Consider the following 20,923-nt stretch of genomic DNA (forward strand, 5'->3'; position numbering starts at 1 on the left):
GGATTTGTGAACGACGCAGATCCAATGTGGGAGCTAGCCTGCTAGCGATTGCGGTCACTCAGGTTACGAATATCGCAGCGCATGCGCCGGCTCGATCTTCGCCGCCCGCCACGCCGGGTACACCGTCGCCAGGAAGCTCAGAACAAAGCCCGCCGAGCAGATCAGCAGCACATCACCGCCCTGCAATTCCGAAGGCAGGTTGCTGACGAAATACACGTCTGAACTGAAGATGTGCTGCCCGGTGACGCGCTCGACCCAGCCGACCATTTCGCTGACGTTCAGCGCGGCGATCACGCCCAGCACGCCGCCAATAATGGTGCCGACGATACCGATCACCGTGCCCTGGACCATGAAGATCGCCATGATCTGTCGTGGCGTGGCGCCAATGGTGCGCAGGATGGCGATGTCCGCGCCCTTGTCGTTCACCACCATGATCAGCGTGGCGATGATGTTGAATGCCGCTACAGCGACGATCATCAGCAACAGCAGGCCGATCATGGTTTTTTCCATTTTCATCGCGCTGAACAGGCTGCCCTGGGTGTGGGTCCAGTCGTCAGCCTTGAATTCGGCGCCCAAACCAGCGGCGATGTCCGAGGAGACCTTCGGCGCCGTGTAGAGATCCTTGACCGCCAGCCGCACGCTTTGCACCTGATTCGGCTGCCAGTGCTGCATGGTTGCGGCATCGGCGACGTGAATCAGACCCATCGAGCCATCCAGCTCGGCGCCGACCTTGAACACGCCGACCACATTCAAGCGCTGCATGCGCGGGGTGATGCCGCCGGGTGCGGTGCTGACTTCCGGCACGATCAGAGTGATCTTGTCACCGACATTCAGGCGGAAACGTCGCGCGGTGATTTCACCGATCACCACGCCGAACTCGCCAGGTTTCAACGCATCGAGACGGCCCTGCACGATGTGCTGGGCGACGATCGAGACCTTGCCTTCCTGCGCCGGATCGACACCGCTGATCTGGATCGGCTGCATCGAACCCTTGTAGGACAGCATGCCTTCCATCTCAGTGAACGGCACGGCGGCGGTCACTTCCGGATTATTCATCGCGGCGGCGGCGACCGGTTGCCAATCGTCGATCGGTTTGACGCCGACGATGGTCGCGTGCGGCACCATGCCGAGGATGCGCGAGCTCATCTCGCGCTGGAAGCCGTTCATCACCGACAACACCACGATCATGGCCAGCACGCCGAGGGCGAGGCCGATCATCGAGGTCATCGAGATGAACGAAACAAAGCGATTGCGGCGCTTGGCGCGGGTATAGCGCGTGCCGATAAAGATCGATAACGGTCTGAACATTCGCTGGGGCACCGTATAAAAATAAAAGACCCGGCGCCGTTACGGCCGCCGGGTTTCAGCCAGTCAGATGGGGGTCAGGCAACCTTCCTGCAATTGCAGGACGCGGTCCATCTGGCGCGCGAGATTCATGTCGTGAGTCACCACCAGAAACGCCGTGCGCATCGAGGTGCTCAGTTCGAGCATCAAATCCTGAATGCCTTCGGCCGTGTGCAGATCGAGGTTGCCGGTCGGCTCGTCGAGCATCACCAGGCCAGGATTGTTCACCAGCGCCCGGGCGATAGCCACACGCTGGCGTTCGCCGCCGGACAACTCCGAAGGCTTGTGTTCAAGGCGATGGCCGAGGCCGACACGTTCCAGCAAGGCCGTGGCGCGCTGACGCGCTTCGGGGATCGCGGTCTTGCCGATCAACAGCGGCATGCAGACGTTTTCCAGCGCAGTGAATTCCGGCAGCAAATGGTGGAACTGGTAAACAAAACCGAGCGCGCGATTACGCAGCAGGCCGCGCTTCTTCTCGCTCAGGGCCGAGAGTTCTTCGCCGTCTAGCCAGACGCTGCCCTGGGTCGGTGTATCGAGGCCGCCGAGCAGGTTGAGCAAAGTACTTTTGCCCGAACCCGACTTGCCGATGATCGCCACCCGCTCGCCCGGATGCAACTCCAGTTGCAGGCCGGCCAGCACTTGCACCGACTCCGGGCCTTCTTCATAGGATTTGCCCAGATTGCGGCAGCTCAGGATTGCTTGTTCACTCATGCCCGACTCACTCATAACGTAACGCCTCCGCCGGCTGGGTGCGCGCGGCACGCCAGGCGGGATACAGGGTGGCGAGGAAACTCAGGACCAACGCAGCAGCGCAGACCATGACCACGTCCTGGCTCTGTACCTGCGAAGGAAGATAATCGATGAAATACACGTCAGCATTAAGGAATTTGTGGCCGATCAGGCCTTCCAGTGCGGCGATTGCTGCGCTGACGTTGAGCGCGGCGAAAATACCGACCACTGCGCCGATTGCGGTGCCGACCACGCCGATCACTGTGCCCTGCACCATGAACGTGCGCATGATCGTGCCCGGTGTCGCGCCCAAGGTGCGCAGGATGGCGATGTCGCCCTTCTTGTCGTTGACCACCATCACCAGCGTGGAAATGATGTTGAACGCGGCGACGGCAACGATCAGCAGCAACAGTAGGCCGATCATGGCTTTTTCCATGCGGATCGCCTGATACAGATTGCCGTGGGTGCGGGTCCAGTCGCGGGCGTAGTAACGGTCCTCGCCGAGCTGCTGGGCAATATTCCACGCCTCGCGCGGCGCCTGGAACAGGTCGTCGAACTTCAGGCGCAGGCCCTGCACCTGATCGGCTTTCCAGCGATGCATCTTCGCCAGATCCTGCAGGTTGGTCACGCCCAGATAGCCGTCGAGCTCGCCGGCGCCGACGTGAAAAATGCCGACTACGGTGAAGCGCTTCATGCGCGGGAACATCCCGGCCGGGGTCACGCTGACTTCCGGCGCAACGAAGGTCACCTTGTCACCGATGCCCACGCCCAGCTTGGTCGCGGCCTTGTCGCCGATGACGATGCCGAAGCTGCCCGGCGTCAGGTCGTCGAGTTTGCCCTGCTTCATGAAGTTGTCGATGATCGACACGTTGCGCTCTAACGCCGGGTCGATGGCATTGAGCAGGACTTTGGAAACCTGACCGTTATTGGTCAGCAGGCCCTGCATCTGGGTGAACGGCGCTACTGCCGCCACCTGCCGATTCTGTTTCACCTTGGCGGCGAGGTTCTGCCAGTCGTTGATCGGCTCGCCGGTTTCCAGGGTGGCGTGGGGCACCATGCCCAGCACGCGGGTGCGCATCTCATGATCGAAGCCGTTCATCACCGACAGCACGACGATCATCACGACCACGCCAAGGGCGAGCCCGATCATCGAAGTCAGGGAAATGAAGGACACAAAATGATTGCGGCGCTTTGCACGGGTATAACGCGTGCCGATAAATACGAAGAGAGGTCTGAACATGTCGGGGCTTGTTCGGAGGGAAAAGGAACGTCCTTGTGGCGGGGGTCGATAACCAGCTTTACACTCAGACCACCGCCGCTACCATGGGTTCGCCATGTCGACATTAGATGAAGAAGATCGCCGCGAATACTACCGTATCGAGGACATGATCGCACTGGAAATTCGGCCCCTGTCCGCTCCCGAAGCCGCAGGCGAGGAAGTGTTGCAGGATGCTTCCCCCCTCTTCAACCTGCTCAGCGAACTGCACCTGAGCGAATTCGAGTCGCAGCACCTGTTGCGCCAGATCAGCGAGCGCGACCGCGCCATCGCTGCATTCCTCAAATCACAGAACAAACGCATCGACCTGCTCAGCCAGGTGGTCGCCCTGACCGTGCTCGGCCACATCGGCGAGCCGCAACCGGTGATCATCTCCGAAGGCGGCATCGAGTTTCAGTACCCGACACCTATCGCCACCGGTGCGCACCTGTCGGTGAAACTGGTGCTGATGCCACAGGCCCTGGGCCTGCTGCTGCGCGCCCGGGTGACTCACTGTGATCCCAAGGGCAATGGCTACGACGTCGGCACCGAGTTCGAACATTTGACCGACGCCCAGCGCCAATTGCTGGCCCGCTATATCTTGCAGAAGCAGGCACAGGAACGACGTCTGGCCCGCGAACAGAACGAATCAGGCATTTAACTTAAGGAAGAACCGTGACCCTTATCTACGGCCACCGCGGCGCCAAGGGCGAAGCACCGGAAAACACCCTGAGCAGTTTTCAGGCCTGTCTTGCGCACGGCGTGCGCCGCTGCGAACTGGATCTGCACCTCTCCAAGGACGGCGAGTTGATGGTCATTCATGACCCGACGCTCAAGCGCACCACCGACCGGCGCGGCAAGGTGGTCGAGCACACCGCCGCCGAGCTGGTCACCTATGACGCGCGCAAGGGCGGGCCGGGCTGGGTCAAACCGTGCCCGATTCCGACGCTGGAAGAGTTGTTCGAGAAGTGTGATTTCGAGCATTGGCAGCTGGAAGTCAAGAGCGCTTCGCGCACCCGCGCGGCAACCACCGTGCTGGCGATTCGCGAAATGGCTCAGCGCCATGGCCTGTTGGACAAGGTGACGATCACCTCGAGTTCGCGGGAAGTGCTGAAAGCGGCGCTGGATCTGGTGCCGGATGTGTCGCGTGGACTGGTCGCCGAATACGCCTGGCTCGACCCGTTGAAGGTCGCGGCAAGCTACGGCTGTGAAATTCTCGCGCTGAACTGGACACTGTGTACGCCGGAACGCCTGCAGAAGGCGCAGCGTCAGGGGCTGCATGTGTCGGTGTGGACCGTCAACGAGCCTGCGCTGATGCGCAGACTCGCCGACTTCGGCGTTGACAGCCTGATTACAGACTTTCCCGGTTTGGCCACTGCCACCCTTGAGAATTGCTGAAATCGGTCTCCCCGGCCGGCTCAGGCCACCGGCCGGAGCCCGTCAAAAAAGCCGGTTGAGGCCGTCGTACGCGGCTACCCGATAGGCTTCGGCCATGGTCGGGTAGTTGAACGTGGTGTTGACGAAATACTTCAGCGTGTTCAGTTCGCCCGGCTGGTTCATGATCGCCTGACCGATGTGGACGATCTCCGACGCCTGATAACCGAAGCAGTGCACGCCCAGCACTTCCAGGGTTTCGCGGTGGAAGAGGATCTTCAGCATGCCTTGCGGCTCGCCGGCGATCTGCGCGCGCGCCATGCTCTTGAAGAACGCCTTGCCGACTTCGTACGGCACTTTCGCTTGGGTCAGTTCCTGCTCGTTCTTGCCGATCGAGCTGATCTCCGGAATGGTGTAGATGCCGGTCGGCACGTCATTGACGAAGCGCCAGCTGCCATTGTCGACGATGCTGCCCGCCGCCGAACGGCCCTGGTCGTGAGCGGCACTGGCCAGGCTCGGCCAGCCGATCACGTCGCCGGCACCGTAGATGTTCTCTACACAGGTGCGGTAGTTCTGGTCGACTTCGATCTGGCCACGGCTGTTGACCTTGACGCCGATGTTTTCCAGACCCAGCTGATCGGTATTACCGGTACGGCCGTTGCACCAGAGCAAGGCGTCAGCCTTGATCTTCTTGCCGGACTTGAGGTGCAGGATCACGCCGTTGTCGACGCCTTCAACGCGGTCGTAGTCCTCGTTGTGGCGCACGGTGATGTTGTTGTTGCTGAAGTGGTAGCTCAACGCCTGGGAGATTTCCGAGTCGAGGAAGCTCAGCAACTGCCCACGGTTGTCGACCAGTTCCACCAGCACACCCAGACCACTGAAGATCGAAGCGTATTCGCAGCCGATCACACCTGCGCCGTAAACGATCAGTTTGCGCGGAGTGTGGCCGAGGCTGAGGATGGTGTCGCTATCGTAGATACGCGGGTGGTGGAAATCGATGTCGGCCGGGCGATACGGGCGCGAGCCGGTGGCGATGATGATGTGCTTGGCCACCAGTTTTTCGACCACGCCATTGCCGCAAACCACTTCGATGGTCTGCTCGTCGGCGAAGCTGCCGGTGCCGAAGAACACGTCGACGCGGTTACGGGCGTAGTAGCCGGTGCGCGAGGCGACTTGCTTGGAAATGACTTTTTCAGCGCTTTTCAACACGTCCGGAAAAGAGAACCAGCGTGGCTCGCCGATCGCGCGGAACATCGGGTTGGTGTTGAACTGCATGATCTGCCGCACCGAGTGACGCAGTGCCTTGGACGGGATGGTGCCGAGGTGGGTGCAGTTGCCGCCGACCTGGCGACGGCTGTCGACCATCGCGACCTTGCGCCCCGCTTTGGCGGCATTCATTGCCGCGCCTTCTCCCGCCGGGCCGGAACCCAGTACCACCACGTCGTAGTTGTAGACAGCCATGCGTACTCCTCAGAACAGGCCGCGGTGCCAGCAGCACCGGCGGCTAAATCACGCCGAACGGCGGCGCGAAGGAACAATTGGGGGCCAGTACAGAACCCGGACACAGTCTATAGAAGCGTCAACGCCGCGCACATTAACCCTTGGTCGCGTCGTAGGCTACTTTTGCCTGCACTACAACGCCAGCTTTCGTGTCGTCTTCAGTCAGTTTTTTGCGCCAACCAGCCGCTCGAACGCCGGACTGCTGCGGATGACAAAACCTGTATCGGCACGCTCGACAAAGAATGCAGCAATGTCATGCGTTTGGGCATAGTCCGCTGCCCTTTGCGGGCCGAGAATCAGCAACAGCGTCGATAGTCCATCGGCCATCAACGCTGAAGGATGAATCACCGTGACGGACGCCAGATCATGTAGGACGGGCGCACCGCTGCGGGCATCGAAGGCGTGGGAATAGCGCCGGCCGTCTTGCAGAAAATAGTTACGGTAGTCGCCAGAGGTCGAGACCGCGTACCCGTCGATATCAATGACGCGCTCTGCAACCTGATGATCATCGCGCGGTGCTTCCAGCGCAATGCGCCAGGGCGAGCCGTCGGGTTTCCTGCCTTGCGCCTTCAACTCGCCCGTGGCTTCGGCCAGGTAATTGTCGATGCCCATGGCTTGCAGCCTGGCGGCGATGGTATCGACCGCGTAACCGGCGGCGAGGCTGTTGAAATCGACTTCGACGGCCGCGTCCTTGCACAATCGCTCGCCGTCGATGCGCAGATGCCGATGGCCGACACGCTGCATCACCTCGGCGACGGCAGCGCTGGAAGGGATCTTTTCCCGCCGACCTTGCGGACCGAAGCCCCACAGGTTCAGCAATGGCTCGACGGTGAGGTCGTAGGAACCTTCGCTTTCAACAGCAAGCTTTTCGCCGACACCAATCAATTCGAGCACCGACGCCGGCATGGTCTGACAACTGTTGGCCGGCAAAGCGTTGAAACGCTCAATGTCCGAATCGTTGCGGTAGGTGGACAACTGACGATCGACTTCGCCGAGGATGCCTTCCACTTCACGACGAACTTGCGCGGGATCGGCAAGCCCAGCGTGGCGCACATATTTGACCGACCACGTGCTGCCCATGGTCGCACCGCCGACCACCTCCTGGGTGTCGCCATTGCCACAGCCGGCCAACACCGCCGCCAACATCACAAGCCCCGCCCAGCGTCCAGTTAACAAATCTTCATCTCTGCGCAAAACCATGGCGGCCATTATGAACTACAGCGCCCGTGCGCTCCCGCCGGGCGGCACGCCTTTTTATAAAATTGAAACAGTGAGTAACCGACCATGTCCACCACCCCGGGCACCGGCAAAGCGATCTTTCGTGTTGTCAGCGGCAACTTCCTCGAGATGTTCGACTTCATGGTCTACGGCTTTTACGCCACGGCCATTGCCAAGACCTTCTTTCCCACCGACAGCGCCTTCGCGTCGTTGATGCTATCGCTGGCGACCTTCGGCGCCGGTTTCCTGATGCGTCCGCTCGGGGCGATCTTCCTTGGCGCTTACATCGACCGCCACGGTCGGCGCAAAGGCCTGATCATTACTCTGGCAATGATGGCCGCCGGTACGGTGCTGATCGCCTGCGTGCCGGGCTATGCGACGCTCGGCGTCGCCGCACCGCTGCTGGTGCTGTTCGGCCGTTTGCTGCAAGGCTTCTCGGCCGGCGTCGAGCTGGGCGGTGTTTCGGTGTATCTGGCGGAAATTTCCACGCCGGGGCGCAAAGGTTTCTTCGTCAGTTGGCAGTCCGCGAGCCAGCAAGCAGCGGTGGTCTTTGCCGGACTGCTTGGCGTCGGCCTAAACCATTGGCTGAGCCCGGAGCAGATGGGCGACTGGGGCTGGCGCGTGCCGTTCCTGATCGGCTGCATGATCGTGCCGGTGATCTTCGTCATTCGCCGTTCGCTGGAAGAAACACCCGAGTTCCAGGCCAGAAAACACCGCCCTACCCTGCGCGAAATTGTCCGCTCGATCGGGCAGAACTTTGGCATCGTCATCGCTGGCATGGCGCTGGTGGTGATGACCACCGTGTCTTTCTACCTGATTACCGCCTACACCCCGACCTTCGGCAAGGCTGAGCTGCACTTGTCCGATCTCGAAGCTCTGCTGGTGACGGTGTGCATCGGCTTGTCGAACTTTTTCTGGCTGCCAGTGATGGGTTCGGTGTCCGACCGGATCGGGCGCAAGCCGCTGCTGCTCGCGGCGACGATTCTGGCGATCCTCACCGCTTACCCGGCGCTGTCGTGGCTGGTGGCGAATCCGAGTTTCAGCCATTTGCTGATCGTCGAATTGTGGCTGTCGTTCCTCTACGGCTCGTACAACGGCGCGATGGTCGTGGCGCTGACCGAAATCATGCCGGTCGAAGTGCGCACCACCGGGTTCTCGCTGGCCTACAGCCTGGCGACCGCGACGTTTGGCGGGTTTACTCCGGCAGCGTGTACTTATCTGATTCATGTGCTGGACAACAAGGCCGCGCCGGGGATCTGGCTGAGTGGCGCGGCGGTGTTGGGGTTGATTGCGACGCTGGTGTTGTTCCGCGGGAACCGGCATGAACTGCGGACTGCGCAGGCCGCTGTACCCGGCGGCGCCTGATCCGACGCCATCGCTAGCAGGCTAGCTCCCACAAGGGATTTTCTGAGCGGCGCAGATCCAAGGTGGGAGCCAGCCTGCTGGCGATGAGGCCAGCTCTGCCACCACTCTTCCAAAAGGCACACAAACAAAAACGCCCCGACACAGGTCGGGGCGTTTTCATGTGCAGCTAAGGCTTAGCGCGGGAACGCTGGCGGATTTACATCAGCCATGTCTTCCATCACGCGAACCACCTGGCAGCTGTAGCCGAACTCGTTGTCGTACCAGACGTACAATACAACGCGGTTGTCCTGAACGATGGTCGCTTCGGCGTCGACCACACCGGCGTGGCGCGAGCCAACGAAGTCGGTGGACACCACTTCCTGCGAATTGACGAAGTCGATCTGCTTGTGCAGCTCGGAGTGCAGCGCCATGTAGCGCAGGTACTCGTTCATCTCTTCACGGGTGGCGGCTTTCTCAAGGTTGAGGTTGAGAATGGCCATCGACACGTTCGGCGTCGGAACGCGGATCGCGTTACCGGTCAGCTTGCCGGCCAGCTCAGGCAAGGCCTTGGCAGCAGCGGTGGCAGCACCGGTCTCGGTGATCACCATGTTCAGCGCGGCGCTGCGACCACGACGGTCGCCCTTGTGGAAGTTGTCGATCAGGTTCTGGTCGTTGGTGTACGAATGAACGGTTTCGACGTGACCGTTGATGATGCCGAACTTGTCATTTACAGCTTTCAGCACCGGCACGATGGCGTTGGTGGTGCAGGAAGCAGCGGACACGATCTTGTCGTCAGCAGTGATTTCACCGTGGTTGATGCCGTGAACGATGTTCTTCAGCTTGCCTTTGCCAGGCGCAGTCAGAACAACGCGGTCGATACCCGGGCACGCCAGGTGCTGACCGAGGCCATCGGCATCACGCCATACGCCGGTGTTGTCCACCAGCAGCGCGTCTTTGATGCCGTACTGGGTGTAATCCACCTCGGTCGGGTTCTTCGCGTAGATCACCTGGATCAGGTTACCGTTGGCGGTGATGGTGTTGTTTTCTTCGTCGATGGTAATGGTGCCGTTGAACGAACCGTGTACCGAATCGCGGCGCAGCAGGCTGGCGCGTTTGGTCAGGTCGTTTTCGGCGCCTTTGCGCACGACGATGGCGCGCAGACGCAGGCCGTCGCCACCACCGGTTTTCTCGATCAGGATGCGCGCCAGCAGGCGGCCGATACGACCGAAGCCGTACAGCACGACGTCGGTGCCTTTACGTGCGGAAGCGTTCTGCTGGCCAACCACGTCAGCCATTTCTTCACGAACGAACTGCTCGGCGCTGCGGCCATTGCCTTCGTTACGGAATTTGAACGCCAGCTTGCCCAGATCCACCGAAGCCGCGCCGAGCTTGAGCTCGCTCATGGCTTTGAGCAGCGGGAATGTTTCGTGGACGGAGAGTTCGCTGTCGTCGGAAGAACGGTGGCGAGCAAAGCGGTGGGCTTTGAGAATCGCGATGACAGACTGGTTGATCAGACTGCGGCCATAGATCGAGCTCACCACGTTGTTATTGCGGTAGAGCTGACCGATAAGCGGAATCATCGCTTCTGCGAGTGCTTCACGGTCGATCCATTCACCAAGACACTGGTCGGGCTTCTGAGTCACGGTAACCTTCCACATGTAGGGGCAGAAAAAAGGGGCTACATTATGCCGCCGACAACCTGCCGTAGCAATGCGCGCTTGTCGCGCAATCGGTAACAAATTTCCGTTCAAAAAATTAACGCCCCGCGCCAGCCCAGTAAATCCGCGGCCTGTAGCGCAGTCAATTTTTCGACGAGTGTTAGACGATGTCCGTAACCCTCCGTAACACCACCCGATTTCGGCACTACATAACCCCATAAAAACTGCTCGTTTTTATGGTTACCACTACATTTCGTCAAAACAGTGAAGATAGACGTAGTCTGCAACTGACAGCCGACACCCGACGCCGCTACAATTACCGACTTTGTCGCAAAGCCTGGAGCTCAACCTTCCGTGCCTGTTCTGCGTCTACCGCTACTCCCTGCCGAGGCAGGCAAACAGCACTGGGGCAATCTGCCCGGTGCTGCCCTCAGTCTGGCGATTGCCGAGGCTGCCAGCGCTGCCAAGCGCTTCACCCTGCTACTGACCGCCGACAGCCAGAGCGCTGAACGGCTGGAACAGGAGCTGAGTTTCTTCGCCCCGGATTTGCCCGTTCTGCATTTCCCCGACTGGGAAACCCTGCCCTACGACCTGTTCTCGCCGCACCAGGACATCATCTCCCAGCGTATCGCCGCCTTATACAGGCTGCCGGAACTGGTGCATGGCGTGCTGGTGGTGCCGATTACCACGGCCTTGCATCGTCTGGCGCCGACCCGGTTCCTGCTCGGCAGCAGTCTGGTGCTGGATATCGGTCAGAAGCTCGACGTCGAGCAGATGCGCTCGCGGCTTGAAGCCAGCGGCTATCGCTACGTCGACACGGTGTATGAGCACGGCGAATTCACCGTCCGCGGCGCGCTGATCGATCTGTTCCCGATGGGCAGCAAACTGCCCTATCGTATCGATCTGTTCGACGACGAAATCGAAACCCTGCGCACCTTCGATCCGGAAACCCAGCGTTCGATCGACAAGGTCGAGTCGGTCAAGCTGCTGCCGGCGCGGGAATTCCCGCTGCAGAAAGACGCGGTCACCCGCTTCAAGGCGCGCTTCCGTGAGCGCTTCGACGTCGATTTCCGCCGCTGCCCGATCTTTCAGGACCTGAGCAGCGGCATCACACCGGCCGGTATCGAGTACTACCTGCCGCTGTTCTTTGACGAAACCTCGACGCTGTTCGATTACCTGCCGCAGGACACGCAAGTGTTTTCGCTGCCGGGCATCGAGCAGGCCGCGGAGAATTTCTGGAACGACGTGCGCAATCGTTATGAAGAACGCCGCGTCGATCCTTCGCGTCCTTTATTGCCGCCGGCCGAATTGTTCCTGCCGGTCGAAGACTGCTTCGCCCGCCTGAAGAGCTGGCCGCGTGTGGTGGCCAGCCAACAGGACGTGGAAACCGGTGTCGGCCGCGAACGTTTTCCGGCGCACGCGCTGCCGGATCTGGCGATCGAAGCCAAAGCCACACAACCGCTGGCCGCGCTCGCCGCGTTCCTCGATGAGTTCCCCGGTCGTGTGCTGTTCACCGCCGAATCCGCAGGCCGGCGCGAAGTGTTGCTGGAGCTGCTCGAACGCCTGAAGCTGCGGCCGAAAACCGTCGATAGCTGGCCGGATTTTGTTGCAAGCAAGGATCGTCTGGCGATCACCATTGCGCCACTTGATGAAGGCATGGCGCTCGACGATCCGGCGCTGGCGCTGGTCGCGGAAAGTCCGCTGTTCGGTCAGCGCGTCATGCAGCGCCGGCGTCGCGAGAAACGCAGCGACGTCAGCAACGACGCGGTGATCAAGAACCTCACCGAACTGCGCGAAGGCGCGCCGGTGGTGCACATCGACCACGGTGTCGGCCGCTACCTGGGCCTGACGATTCTGGAAATCGACAATCAGGCCGCCGAATTCCTCACCCTGGAATACGCCGAGAACGCCAAGCTCTATGTGCCGGTGGCCAACCTGCACCTGATCGCACGTTATACCGGCAGCGACGACTCGCTGGCGCCGCTGCATCGCCTCGGCTCGGAAACCTGGCAGAAAGCCAAGCGCAAAGCCGCCGAACAGGTGCGTGACGTCGCCGCCGAACTGCTCGACATCTATGCCCGTCGTGCCGCCCGCGAAGGCTATGCGTTCGCCGACCCGAAAGCCGATTACGCGACGTTCAGCGCCGGCTTCCCGTTCGAAGAAACCCCGGATCAGCAATCGACCATCGAAGCGGTGCGCGAAGACATGCTCGCGCCGAAACCGATGGACCGGCTGGTCTGCGGCGACGTCGGCTTCGGCAAGACCGAAGTGGCGATGCGCGCGGCGTTCATTGCCGTGCACGGCGGTCGACAAGTGGCGATTCTGGTGCCGACCACCCTCCTCGCCCAGCAGCACTACAACAGCTTTCGCGATCGCTTCGCCGACTGGCCGGTGACAGTGGAAGTGATGAGCCGCTTCAAGTCCGCCAAGGAAGTGAATGCGGCCATCGCCGATCTGGCCGAAGGCAAGATCGACATCGTCATCGGCACGCACAAGTTGCTGTCCGACGATGTGAAGATCAAAAACCTCGGGCTGGTGATCATCGACGAAGAACACCGTTTCGGGGTGCGCCAGAAAGAACAGCTCAAGGCCCTGCGCAGCGAAGTCGACATCCTGACCCTGACCGCGACGCCAATCCCGCGCACGCTGAACATGGCGGTGTCGGGCATGCGCGACCTGTCGATCATCGCCACGCCGCCGGCACGACGTTTGTCGGTGCGCACCTTCGTCATGGAGCAGAACAAAAGCACGGTCAAGGAAGCCCTGCTGCGTGAGCTGCTGCGTGGCGGTCAGGTCTACTACCTGCACAACGATGTGAAGACCATCGAGAAATGCGCCGCCGACCTCGCCGAACTGGTACCGGAAGCCCGTATCGGTATCGGCCACGGGCAGATGCGCGAGCGCGAACTCGAGCAGGTGATGAGCGATTTCTATCACAAGCGTTTCAACGTGCTGATCGCCTCGACCATCATCGAGACCGGTATCGACGTGCCGAGCGCCAACACCATCATCATCGAACGCGCCGACAAGTTCGGCCTGGCGCAGTTGCACCAATTGCGTGGTCGTGTCGGCCGCAGCCACCACCAGGCTTACGCCTACCTGCTGACCCCGCCGCGCCAGCAAATCACCTCGGACGCGGAAAAGCGCCTGGAAGCGATCGCCAACACTCAGGATCTCGGCGCCGGTTTTGTGCTGGCGACCAACGACCTGGAAATCCGTGGCGCCGGTGAATTGCTCGGCGACGGCCAGAGCGGGCAGATCCAGGCAGTGGGTTTCACCCTGTACATGGAAATGCTCGAACGCGCGGTGAAGTCGATCCGCAAGGGCGAGCAACCGAATCTCGATCAACCGCTCGGTGGCGGCCCGGAAGTCAACCTGCGGGTGCCGGCGCTGATTCCGGAAGATTATCTGCCGGATGTCCATGCACGTCTGATTCTGTATAAACGCATCGCCTCGGCCACCGACGAGGAAGGCCTGAAAGATCTGCAGGTCGAGATGATCGACCGTTTCGGCTTGCTGCCGGAGCCAACCAAGAATCTGGTGCGCATCACCGCGCTGAAATTGCAGGCGGAAAAGCTCGGCATCAAGAAAGTCGACGGCGGCCCCCAAGGTGGTCGAATCGAGTTCGAGGCGCAGACGCCGGTGGACCCGATGACGCTGATCAAGCTGATCCAGACGCAACCAAAACGCTACAAATTCGAAGGCGCGACGATGTTCAAGTTCCAGGTGCCCATGGAACGCCCGGAAGAGCGCTTTAATACTGTAGAGGCGTTGTTCGAGCGCCTCCTCCCGAAAACTGTTTAAGGACGCCCAATGCGCCTGTTTCGCTCGCTGACTTTGCTACTGGCTTTGGTAGCACCTGCGGCATTTGCCGACGATACCTATCAGGTCGAAATGATTCTGGTCCGCCAGAATGCCGTACCCGTCATCGTCAGTCGCGCCGCGCCGGAAGACTGGGCCGCCGGCGCGCAGCGCCTGAGCGATGACAGCCAACGCACGCCAGCGCTGAACGACGTGGTCAGCAAACTCGGCGCCAGCGGCGACTACACCGTGCTGCTGCACAAGGCCTGGCAGCAGACGCTGGGCGAAACGCCGGCGAAAGTTGCGGTCAGCGACGGTCAGGAGCAATTCGGTCAGTTCCCGATCGAGGGCACGCTGGAAATGAAACTCGGCCGCTTCACCGATGTGAGTGCCGATTTCTGGGTCAATCAGATCGACGCCAATGGCCTGGTCACCGCCAGTGAGCGCTTGAAACAGGACAGCCACACCAAGAATGGCCAGCTCAATTACCTCGACAACGGCCACCTGGCCCTGCTGATCAAGATCACTTCCCTGACCGCACCTGCGCCACGGGAAGCGCCTGAAGTCGTACCGGACTGATCGAAGTCCCTATGTCACCGCCCCTGAGCAAACCGCTGGCACCCTCGTGGGTCAGCCGGTTCAAGGAACAGAGCCTGGAGCGCGGCCGCCGCTATGCCCTGGAAAACCGCGTGCGCATCGCCCAGGTCGGCGATGCGACCATTACCGCCAGTTGCGAAGGCTCTGGCGGCAGTGTCTACCGTCAGACCATTCACTTGCGCGAGTCGGCCAAAGGCACCTTGTTGCTGGTCGACGCCGGTTGCACCTGCCCTGTTCGCAACAACTGCAAACACTGCGCGGCGGTGCTGCTGAAAGTCCAGGAAACCCTCGATTACCCCGCTGCCGCCAAAGACGCCGAGTTGCTGGAAAAACTTCAGGCAGTGCTGGAAAACCGCGGCCCGAAAGCGCCGCCACAAGTGCTGGTCGATAATGTGCAACCGTTGCCCCGCCTGTGGCTGGCCAGCGTCGAGTTCAGCGCATTCGAACCACGCAACGGGCGCATGCAGCGCTATATCCAGCACCGTGCGGCGCTGTCGTTCAGCTATCTGGACGAGTACGTCAGCGGGCAGAAAAACAGCGACATCCTGATTCGTCAGGACACCCAAACCCTGCGCGTCAAACGCCACCCCGACGTCGAGCAGTCCTACCGCGAGCAGTTGCGCATCCTCGGCTTCCGCATCGCCACAAGGCAGAGCAAAGCCCTGCCGGAAAGCGCTGGCGAACTGTATGAAATGGTCAACGACAGCGCCTGGCTGACCTTCACCCTCAACGACCTGCCGAAGTTGCGCAGTCAGGGCTGGGAACTGCAGATCGACGAAGAATTCGGCTTCGACCTGACGGCCGTGGATGACTGGTACGCCACCGTCGAACAGGCGCCTGAGCGCGACTGGTTTGATCTGGAACTGGGGATCATCGTCAACGGTGAGCGCCTGAGCCTGCTGCCGATCCTGCTCAACCTGATGCGCTCGCACGCGGAAATCCTCAACCCGGAACGTCTGGCCCGCCGTCGCGATGACGAGCTGATTCTGGTCAACATTCCGCAGCGCAACAGCGAGCATGGGCCGCTGCAAGTGGCGCTGCCGCTTGGCCGTTTAAAACCGGTGTTGATGACGTTGGGCGAGTTCTACTTACAGGAGCCGGGCGAAACTACCCTGCGCCTGAGCAAGGCGGATGCCACACGCCTCAATTCGCTGGAGGGCATTCCGCTGCTGTGGGAGGGTGGCGAACAGATCCGCACGTTTGCCCAGCGCTTGCGCGACATCCGCGACTTCAGCGCTGAAGCGCCTGAAGGTCTGAACGCAACCTTGCGCCCTTATCAGCTCGAAGGCTTGAGCTGGATGCAATCGCTGCGGCAACTGGAAGTCGGCGGGATTCTTGCGGATGACATGGGCCTGGGCAAAACCTTACAGACCCTGGCGCATATTCTCAGCGAGAAAAACGCCGGGCGCCTTGATCGGCCGTGCATGGTGGTGATGCCGACCAGCCTGATTCCGAACTGGCTCGACGAAGCCGCGCACTTCACGCCGCAATTGAAGGTGGTCGCGCTGTACGGTGCCACTCGCAAAAAGCACTTTGATCACCTCGCGGATTTCGACCTGATCCTTACTACCTACGCGCTACTGCCCAAAGACGTCGAGCGCCTGGCGAAACAGCCGCTGCACGTCTTGGTGCTGGATGAGGCGCAGTACATCAAGAATCCCAACAGCAAAGCCGCCCAAGCCGCCCGCGAATTGAACGCGCGCCAACGCCTGTGCCTGAGCGGCACGCCGCTGGAAAACCATCTGGGCGAACTGTGGTCGCTGTTCCACTTCCTGCTGCCGGGCTGGCTCGGCGATGTGAAAAGCTTCAACGCCGATTACCGTGTGCCGATTGAAAAGCGCGGCAGTGAAGTCAGGCTTCAGCACCTCAACGGTCGGATCAAACCGTTTCTGCTGCGCCGTACCAAAGAGCAGGTGGCGACCGAATTGCCGCCGAAAACCGAGATCATCCATTGGGTCGATCTCAACGAAGCGCAACGCGACGTCTACGAAACCATGCGCCTGGCCATGGACAAGAAAGTCCGCGACGAGATCACCCGCAAGGGCGTGGCGCGCAGCCAGATCATCATTCTCGAGGCACTGCTCAAGCTACGTCAGGTCTGCTGCGACCTGCGCCTGGTCAACGACGCCACCCTGCCCGCCCGCGGCAGCACCTCGGGCAAGCTCGATAGCCTGATGGAAATGCTCGAAGAGTTGTTTGAGGAAGGTCGGCGGATTTTGCTGTTTTCCCAGTTCACCTCGATGCTCGCGCTGATCGAAGACGAACTGAAAAAACGCAAGATCGCCTACGCACTGCTGACCGGCCAGACCCGTGATCGGCGCACGCCAGTGAAGGAATTCCAGAGCGGCAAACGTCAGATCTTTCTGATCAGTCTGAAGGCTGGCGGTGTGGGGTTGAACCTGACCGAGGCGGACACGGTGATTCACTACGACCCGTGGTGGAACCCGGCGACCGAGAATCAGGCGACGGACCGGGCATACCGGATTGGCCAGGAAAAACCGGTCTTCGTGTACAAGATGATTGCCCGCGGTACCGTGGAAGAGAAGATTCAACACCTGCAAAAGGAAAAATCCGACCTTGCAGCGGGCGTGCTGGATGGGCGAAAGGCCGGAGACTGGAAGTTGCAGAGCGATGATATCGAAGCGTTGTTTGCGCCATTGCCGGACAAGATCGACAAGCGCTGAAATCGGCGTCGCTGGCTGGATAGCTATCGCGAGCAGGCTCACTCCTACAGTTTGAAATGCGTCCCCTGTAGGAGTGAGCCTGCTCGCGAAAGGCATCACCTCGGTCTAACGATTAAAACCGAAGCTCAACCCTTGGAAACAGGCAACGGCGCAAACAGCGCCTCGATATCGCCCTGCTCCAATTTGAACCCACCCGTCGTACCCCCTTCCAGCACCGCCCCGGCCAGCGCAGCCTTCTCTTGCTGCAACGCCTGGATTTTTTCTTCCACCGTGCCACGGGCAATCAGCTTGTAGACGAACACCGGGTTGTTCTGCCCGATCCGGTACGCCCGATCGGTGGCCTGATTCTCCACCGCCGGGTTCCACCACGGATCGAAGTGAATCACCGTGTCGGCGGCGGTCAGGTTCAAACCAGTGCCGCCGGCCTTGAGGCTGATCAGAAACAGCGGCACCTTGCCGCCCTGAAAGTCCTTCACCGGTGTACGCCGATCGGTGGTATCACCAGTCAGCAATGAATAGCCGATCCCGCGCTGCTGCAGTTCCTGCTCGATCAATGCGAGCATCGAGGTGAATTGCGAGAACAGCAGAATCCGCCGCCCTTCGCCGAGCAACTCCTCAAGCATTTCCATCAGACTGATCAACTTGCCGCTGCCGGAACGCAGCGCCTTGGCCGTCAGCGGCGTGTTGATCAGCCGCAAGTCGCAACACACCTGGCGCAACTTCAGCAGCGCATCGAGAATGATGATCTGGCTGCGCGCAACGCCACTCCGGGCGATTTCGTCGCGGACCTTTTTGTCCATGGCCACGCGCACGGTTTCATAGACGTCGCGCTGGCCATCGCTGAGTTCGACCCAATGCACGATTTCGGTTTTCGGCGGCAGCTCGGTGGCCACCTGATCTTTCTTGCGCCGCAGCAGGAACGGTTTTATCCGCGCGGTCAGGTGCTGCATGCGCCCGGCATTGCCGTGTTTTTCGATCGGCGTGCGGTAGTCGCGATTGAAGGTTTTGCTGTCGCCCAGCCAACCCGGCATCAGAAAGTGGAACTGCGACCACAGCTCGCCCAGGTGATTTTCCAGCGGCGTGCCGCTCAGGCACAGGCGCTGACTGGCCTGCAAATCGCGGGCGGCCTGAGCGGCCTTGCTTACCGGGTTCTTGATGTTTTGCGCTTCATCGAGAATCAGCACGCTCCACGGCTGCGGCTGCAGCACTTCCAGATCCCGTGGCAGCAACGCATAGGTGGTCAGCACCAGATCGTATTCGGTCAGGCTGGCGAAGTCTTTTTGCCGTACCGATCCGTGCAGCGCAAGCACCTTCAACTGCGGAGTGAAGCGCTGCGCCTCGTCCAGCCAGTTCGGAATCAGGCTGGTGGGCATGACCGCCAAGGCCGGTTGATCAAGGCGCCCGGCCTGTTTTTCCGTCAGCAGATGCGCCAGGGTCTGCAGGGTTTTGCCCAGCCCCATGTCATCGCCGAGAATGCCGCCCACCCCCAGTTCGCGCAGGGTCTGCATCCAGTTCAGGCCTTCGAGCTGATACGGACGCAACTGCGCGTTGAGGCCGGCAGGTGCGGCGACCGGTGTGTAAGTCGATTCACGCAGGCGTTGGGCAAAACTGCGCAGGCGTTCGCCGCCCTGCCAGGTCAGCGGCATCCCGTCGAGCAGCGTCAGACGCGCCGCGTCCGGGGCGCTCAAGCGTAAGCTTTCAACGCGATGGCCGCCCAGATACAACTCACTGAGCGTGGCCATCAGCGGTTTGACCCGGCCGTAAGGCAGTGCGACTTTGCCACCGTCGGCAGCATCAATGCGCCCGCCCTTCAACTCAACCAACAGCAGCTCATCGTCACCGCGCTCTGCGAGGGAAACAGGATCGAGCAATTGCGGCTGGCTACGCAGCAGATGCAGAAGAATCGGCAACAGGCTGTGGCGCTCGCCATTGACGACAATGCCCAATTGCAGATCGAACCACTGCCGACCGGTATCCTCTTCGATCTCGGCGTACCAGTCTTCGACCGGCTCCACGTTGAAATGGAAATTGCTGCCGACATCGACCTCCCAGCCAGCATCGCGCAAGACCGGGATACCCTGCTGGGTAAAGGTCAGCCACGCAGAATCATCGGGCAGCGTGAACATCTCACCCGGAAGATCGATGCTGCTTTTGCGCGAGGCTTTTTTGAAACCGTGTTTTTGCAGTTGTTGACGCAAGGCTTTTTCGGCGACCGGTTGGCGCTGAATCCGCCGGGTCTCGGCGCCCGACAGAATCATCACTTCCGGGTTGCGATCCTGCGCCGGATGGCCGTCGTAGGTGAACAGCAAAGCGGCACGGTGCTCTGGCTCGTATTCCCAGCGCGTGTAGCGTTTGCCGCTCGCCAGGATCAGATAACCCTGGGGAGCCACATCCTCGACGATCCGTTCCGTCAGTTTGTGCGGTGGCGCCACTTTGGTCGCTGCGCTCATGCGATGACTGAATTGCAACGCCTGTTGAGCCGGAATCTCCGGTGCCAGGGCCAGGTGGCAGGCCAGCTTCTCATCGAGATCATTGAGTAACAGGCCGATCTGGCGGTGCTCGCGATCCAGGTAATAAAGCGGCTCCAGCGCCAGCACGTTTTCCACCGGCGCCTCGGCACTTGTCCATTGCGGGCGATAACTGCCGTCAGCCTGTACGGACCAGGCAAACTGCGCACTGCGGTTGGCGCCTGCCGTCAGCGGCTGCAAGGTTTGAAAATCGAGAAACAGGCGCGACGTGCGCAGGAGCATTTCCAGCAGTTCGGCACCGCTGCTGCCCTCCAGCGGATAACCGCTGTAATAGGCGTGATGGGAGTGCATCGCCACCAGCAGCCGGGCAATGCGCAGATCCTGCTCGGTCAGATAACCAGGCTGGCGCATCAACAGGTCCGACAGCGAGTACAACGGTTTGACGTCACGCAGCTCACCGCTCTTGAGCTGGTAAACCTTGAAAATATCCAACTGCCATTTGCCGGCAACCGGTGAAGCCTTCAGTTGATAAAACAGCCGCGTGCTCGCCGCTTGCGAAGTTTTTTCGTCTGCAGGCTGGACGGCCACCGGGATCGTCGAAAGCCAATGCTCGAGTGAGCGACCGAGCTCAACCGTAGCCTCCTGCCCGGAGGCTTCGCTGACATTCATATCCAGACAATAAAGCACCGCCGCACAATGCTTGCAGTCGAAGCCCACCGGACACGAGCAATAGCAAAGCAGCCCGCCCGCGCCTCGGTGCCTGGCTATGGAAAGGGTTTGCTCATAGGCTGTCTGATTGGACCCGACGCAGAATGCGGTGATTTGCCTGTCATTGACTTCGAGGATCTCGACGCGATCCTCTAGCGCATAAGCGCGAGCCTTGGCCAGCGCGTTGCTAGTGAACGTGTCGGTCCACGGCAGCGAAAGGATTTCCTCGATAAGCGCGCTCAT

Annotated in this window: 13 protein-coding genes; 6 read left to right on the forward strand and 7 right to left on the reverse strand. The window is 60.7% G+C overall.

Features of this window, described 5'->3' with window-relative positions; translation table 11 throughout:
• Positions 1 to 63 precede the first annotated feature (63 nt).
• The 3 genes from BLU52_RS15885 to BLU52_RS15895 all read right to left on the reverse strand — a co-directional run bounded on the left by BLU52_RS15885 (position 64) and on the right by BLU52_RS15895 (position 3,313).
• The gene (locus BLU52_RS15885) at positions 64 to 1,308 is read right to left on the reverse strand and encodes a lipoprotein-releasing ABC transporter permease subunit (RefSeq protein ID WP_090284715.1); all 1,245 of its coding nucleotides are present in this window, start codon (positions 1,306 to 1,308) and stop codon (positions 64 to 66) included.
• Between the two features lie 63 nt (positions 1,309 to 1,371).
• Positions 1,372 to 2,070 (reverse strand): lipoprotein-releasing ABC transporter ATP-binding protein LolD, encoded by a 699-nt coding sequence (lolD, locus tag BLU52_RS15890; RefSeq protein ID WP_090284717.1) that lies wholly within the window; start codon positions 2,068 to 2,070, stop codon positions 1,372 to 1,374.
• Positions 2,063 to 3,313 carry a lipoprotein-releasing ABC transporter permease subunit gene (locus BLU52_RS15895; RefSeq protein ID WP_090284720.1) on the reverse strand — a complete coding sequence of 417 codons (1,251 nt, stop codon included), beginning with the start codon at positions 3,311 to 3,313 and terminating at the stop codon, positions 2,063 to 2,065. The genes lolD and BLU52_RS15895 overlap by 8 nt, the downstream gene beginning before the upstream one ends.
• Before the next feature lie 94 nt (positions 3,314 to 3,407).
• Here BLU52_RS15895 and BLU52_RS15900 point away from each other — a divergent pair, with 94 nt between their 5' ends.
• Both BLU52_RS15900 and BLU52_RS15905 read left to right on the forward strand, forming a co-directional pair.
• Positions 3,408 to 3,989: a PilZ domain-containing protein gene (locus BLU52_RS15900; protein ID WP_090284722.1), complete on the forward strand. Its 582-nt coding sequence runs from the start codon at positions 3,408 to 3,410 to the stop codon at positions 3,987 to 3,989.
• 14 nt (positions 3,990 to 4,003) lie between these two features.
• Entirely contained in the window at positions 4,004 to 4,726 is a 723-nt protein-coding gene (locus BLU52_RS15905) for a glycerophosphodiester phosphodiesterase (protein ID WP_090284724.1), read from the forward strand.
• 42 nt (positions 4,727 to 4,768) lie between these two features.
• Here the strand turns inward: BLU52_RS15905 and sthA are convergent, their stop codons facing one another.
• Entirely contained in the window at positions 4,769 to 6,163 is a 1,395-nt protein-coding gene (gene sthA, locus BLU52_RS15910; protein WP_090284726.1) for a Si-specific NAD(P)(+) transhydrogenase, read from the reverse strand.
• 201 nt (positions 6,164 to 6,364) lie between these two features.
• Positions 6,365 to 7,411 carry an FAD:protein FMN transferase gene (locus tag BLU52_RS15915; protein ID WP_167359901.1) on the reverse strand — a complete coding sequence of 349 codons (1,047 nt, stop codon included), beginning with the start codon at positions 7,409 to 7,411 and terminating at the stop codon, positions 6,365 to 6,367.
• 75 nt (positions 7,412 to 7,486) lie between these two features.
• On the opposite strand from BLU52_RS15915, the gene tcuC reads away from it, so the two are divergent.
• Entirely contained in the window at positions 7,487 to 8,785 is a 1,299-nt protein-coding gene (gene tcuC, locus BLU52_RS15920) for an MFS transporter (protein ID WP_090284728.1), read from the forward strand.
• Between the two features lie 173 nt (positions 8,786 to 8,958).
• Here the strand turns inward: tcuC and BLU52_RS15925 are convergent, their stop codons facing one another.
• The gene (locus BLU52_RS15925) at positions 8,959 to 10,422 is read right to left on the reverse strand and encodes a glyceraldehyde-3-phosphate dehydrogenase (RefSeq protein ID WP_016775482.1); all 1,464 of its coding nucleotides are present in this window, start codon (positions 10,420 to 10,422) and stop codon (positions 8,959 to 8,961) included.
• 354 nt (positions 10,423 to 10,776) lie between these two features.
• Between BLU52_RS15925 and mfd the strand changes: the two genes are divergently transcribed.
• Genes mfd through BLU52_RS15940 form a run of 3 tightly spaced genes read left to right on the forward strand, consistent with a single transcriptional unit; the run spans position 10,777 to position 17,504 of the window.
• Complete coding sequence (gene mfd / locus BLU52_RS15930; protein WP_090284730.1) at positions 10,777 to 14,226, forward strand: transcription-repair coupling factor; 3,450 nt, start codon at positions 10,777 to 10,779, stop codon at positions 14,224 to 14,226.
• A gap of 9 nt (positions 14,227 to 14,235) precedes the next feature.
• Positions 14,236 to 14,802, forward strand: coding sequence for a CsiV family protein (locus tag BLU52_RS15935; RefSeq protein WP_090284732.1), 567 nt, complete (start codon positions 14,236 to 14,238; stop codon positions 14,800 to 14,802).
• An 11-nt stretch (positions 14,803 to 14,813) separates the two neighbouring features.
• Positions 14,814 to 17,504, forward strand: a complete 2,691-nt coding sequence (locus BLU52_RS15940; RefSeq protein ID WP_090284734.1) for a DEAD/DEAH box helicase — start codon at positions 14,814 to 14,816, stop codon at positions 17,502 to 17,504.
• 125 nt (positions 17,505 to 17,629) lie between these two features.
• On the opposite strand, the gene BLU52_RS15945 is transcribed toward BLU52_RS15940, so the two are convergent.
• Positions 17,630 to 20,923 (reverse strand): DEAD/DEAH box helicase, encoded by a 3,294-nt coding sequence (locus BLU52_RS15945; protein ID WP_090284736.1) that lies wholly within the window; start codon positions 20,921 to 20,923, stop codon positions 17,630 to 17,632.

The organism is Pseudomonas granadensis (genome assembly GCF_900105485.1).
Classification (GTDB): domain Bacteria; phylum Pseudomonadota; class Gammaproteobacteria; order Pseudomonadales; family Pseudomonadaceae; genus Aquipseudomonas; species Aquipseudomonas granadensis.

Bases quoted from the DNA above. Each gene is read 5' to 3' on its own strand.
- BLU52_RS15885 (WP_090284715.1), bottom strand. From the start codon at position 1,308: ATGTTCAGACCGTTATCGATCTTTATCGGCACGCGCTATACCCGCGCC.
- lolD (WP_090284717.1), bottom strand. From the start codon at position 2,070: ATGAGTGAGTCGGGCATGAGTGAACAAGCAATCCTGAGCTGCCGCAAT.
- BLU52_RS15895 (WP_090284720.1), bottom strand. From the start codon at position 3,313: ATGTTCAGACCTCTCTTCGTATTTATCGGCACGCGTTATACCCGTGCA.
- BLU52_RS15900 (WP_090284722.1), top strand. From the start codon at position 3,408: ATGTCGACATTAGATGAAGAAGATCGCCGCGAATACTACCGTATCGAG.
- sthA (WP_090284726.1), bottom strand. From the start codon at position 6,163: ATGGCTGTCTACAACTACGACGTGGTGGTACTGGGTTCCGGCCCGGCG.
- BLU52_RS15915 (WP_167359901.1), bottom strand. From the start codon at position 7,411: ATGGCCGCCATGGTTTTGCGCAGAGATGAAGATTTGTTAACTGGACGC.
- tcuC (WP_090284728.1), top strand. From the start codon at position 7,487: ATGTCCACCACCCCGGGCACCGGCAAAGCGATCTTTCGTGTTGTCAGC.
- BLU52_RS15925 (WP_016775482.1), bottom strand. From the start codon at position 10,422: ATGTGGAAGGTTACCGTGACTCAGAAGCCCGACCAGTGTCTTGGTGAA.
- BLU52_RS15935 (WP_090284732.1), top strand. From the start codon at position 14,236: ATGCGCCTGTTTCGCTCGCTGACTTTGCTACTGGCTTTGGTAGCACCT.
- BLU52_RS15940 (WP_090284734.1), top strand. From the start codon at position 14,814: ATGTCACCGCCCCTGAGCAAACCGCTGGCACCCTCGTGGGTCAGCCGG.
- BLU52_RS15945 (WP_090284736.1), bottom strand. From the start codon at position 20,923: ATGAGCGCGCTTATCGAGGAAATCCTTTCGCTGCCGTGGACCGACACG.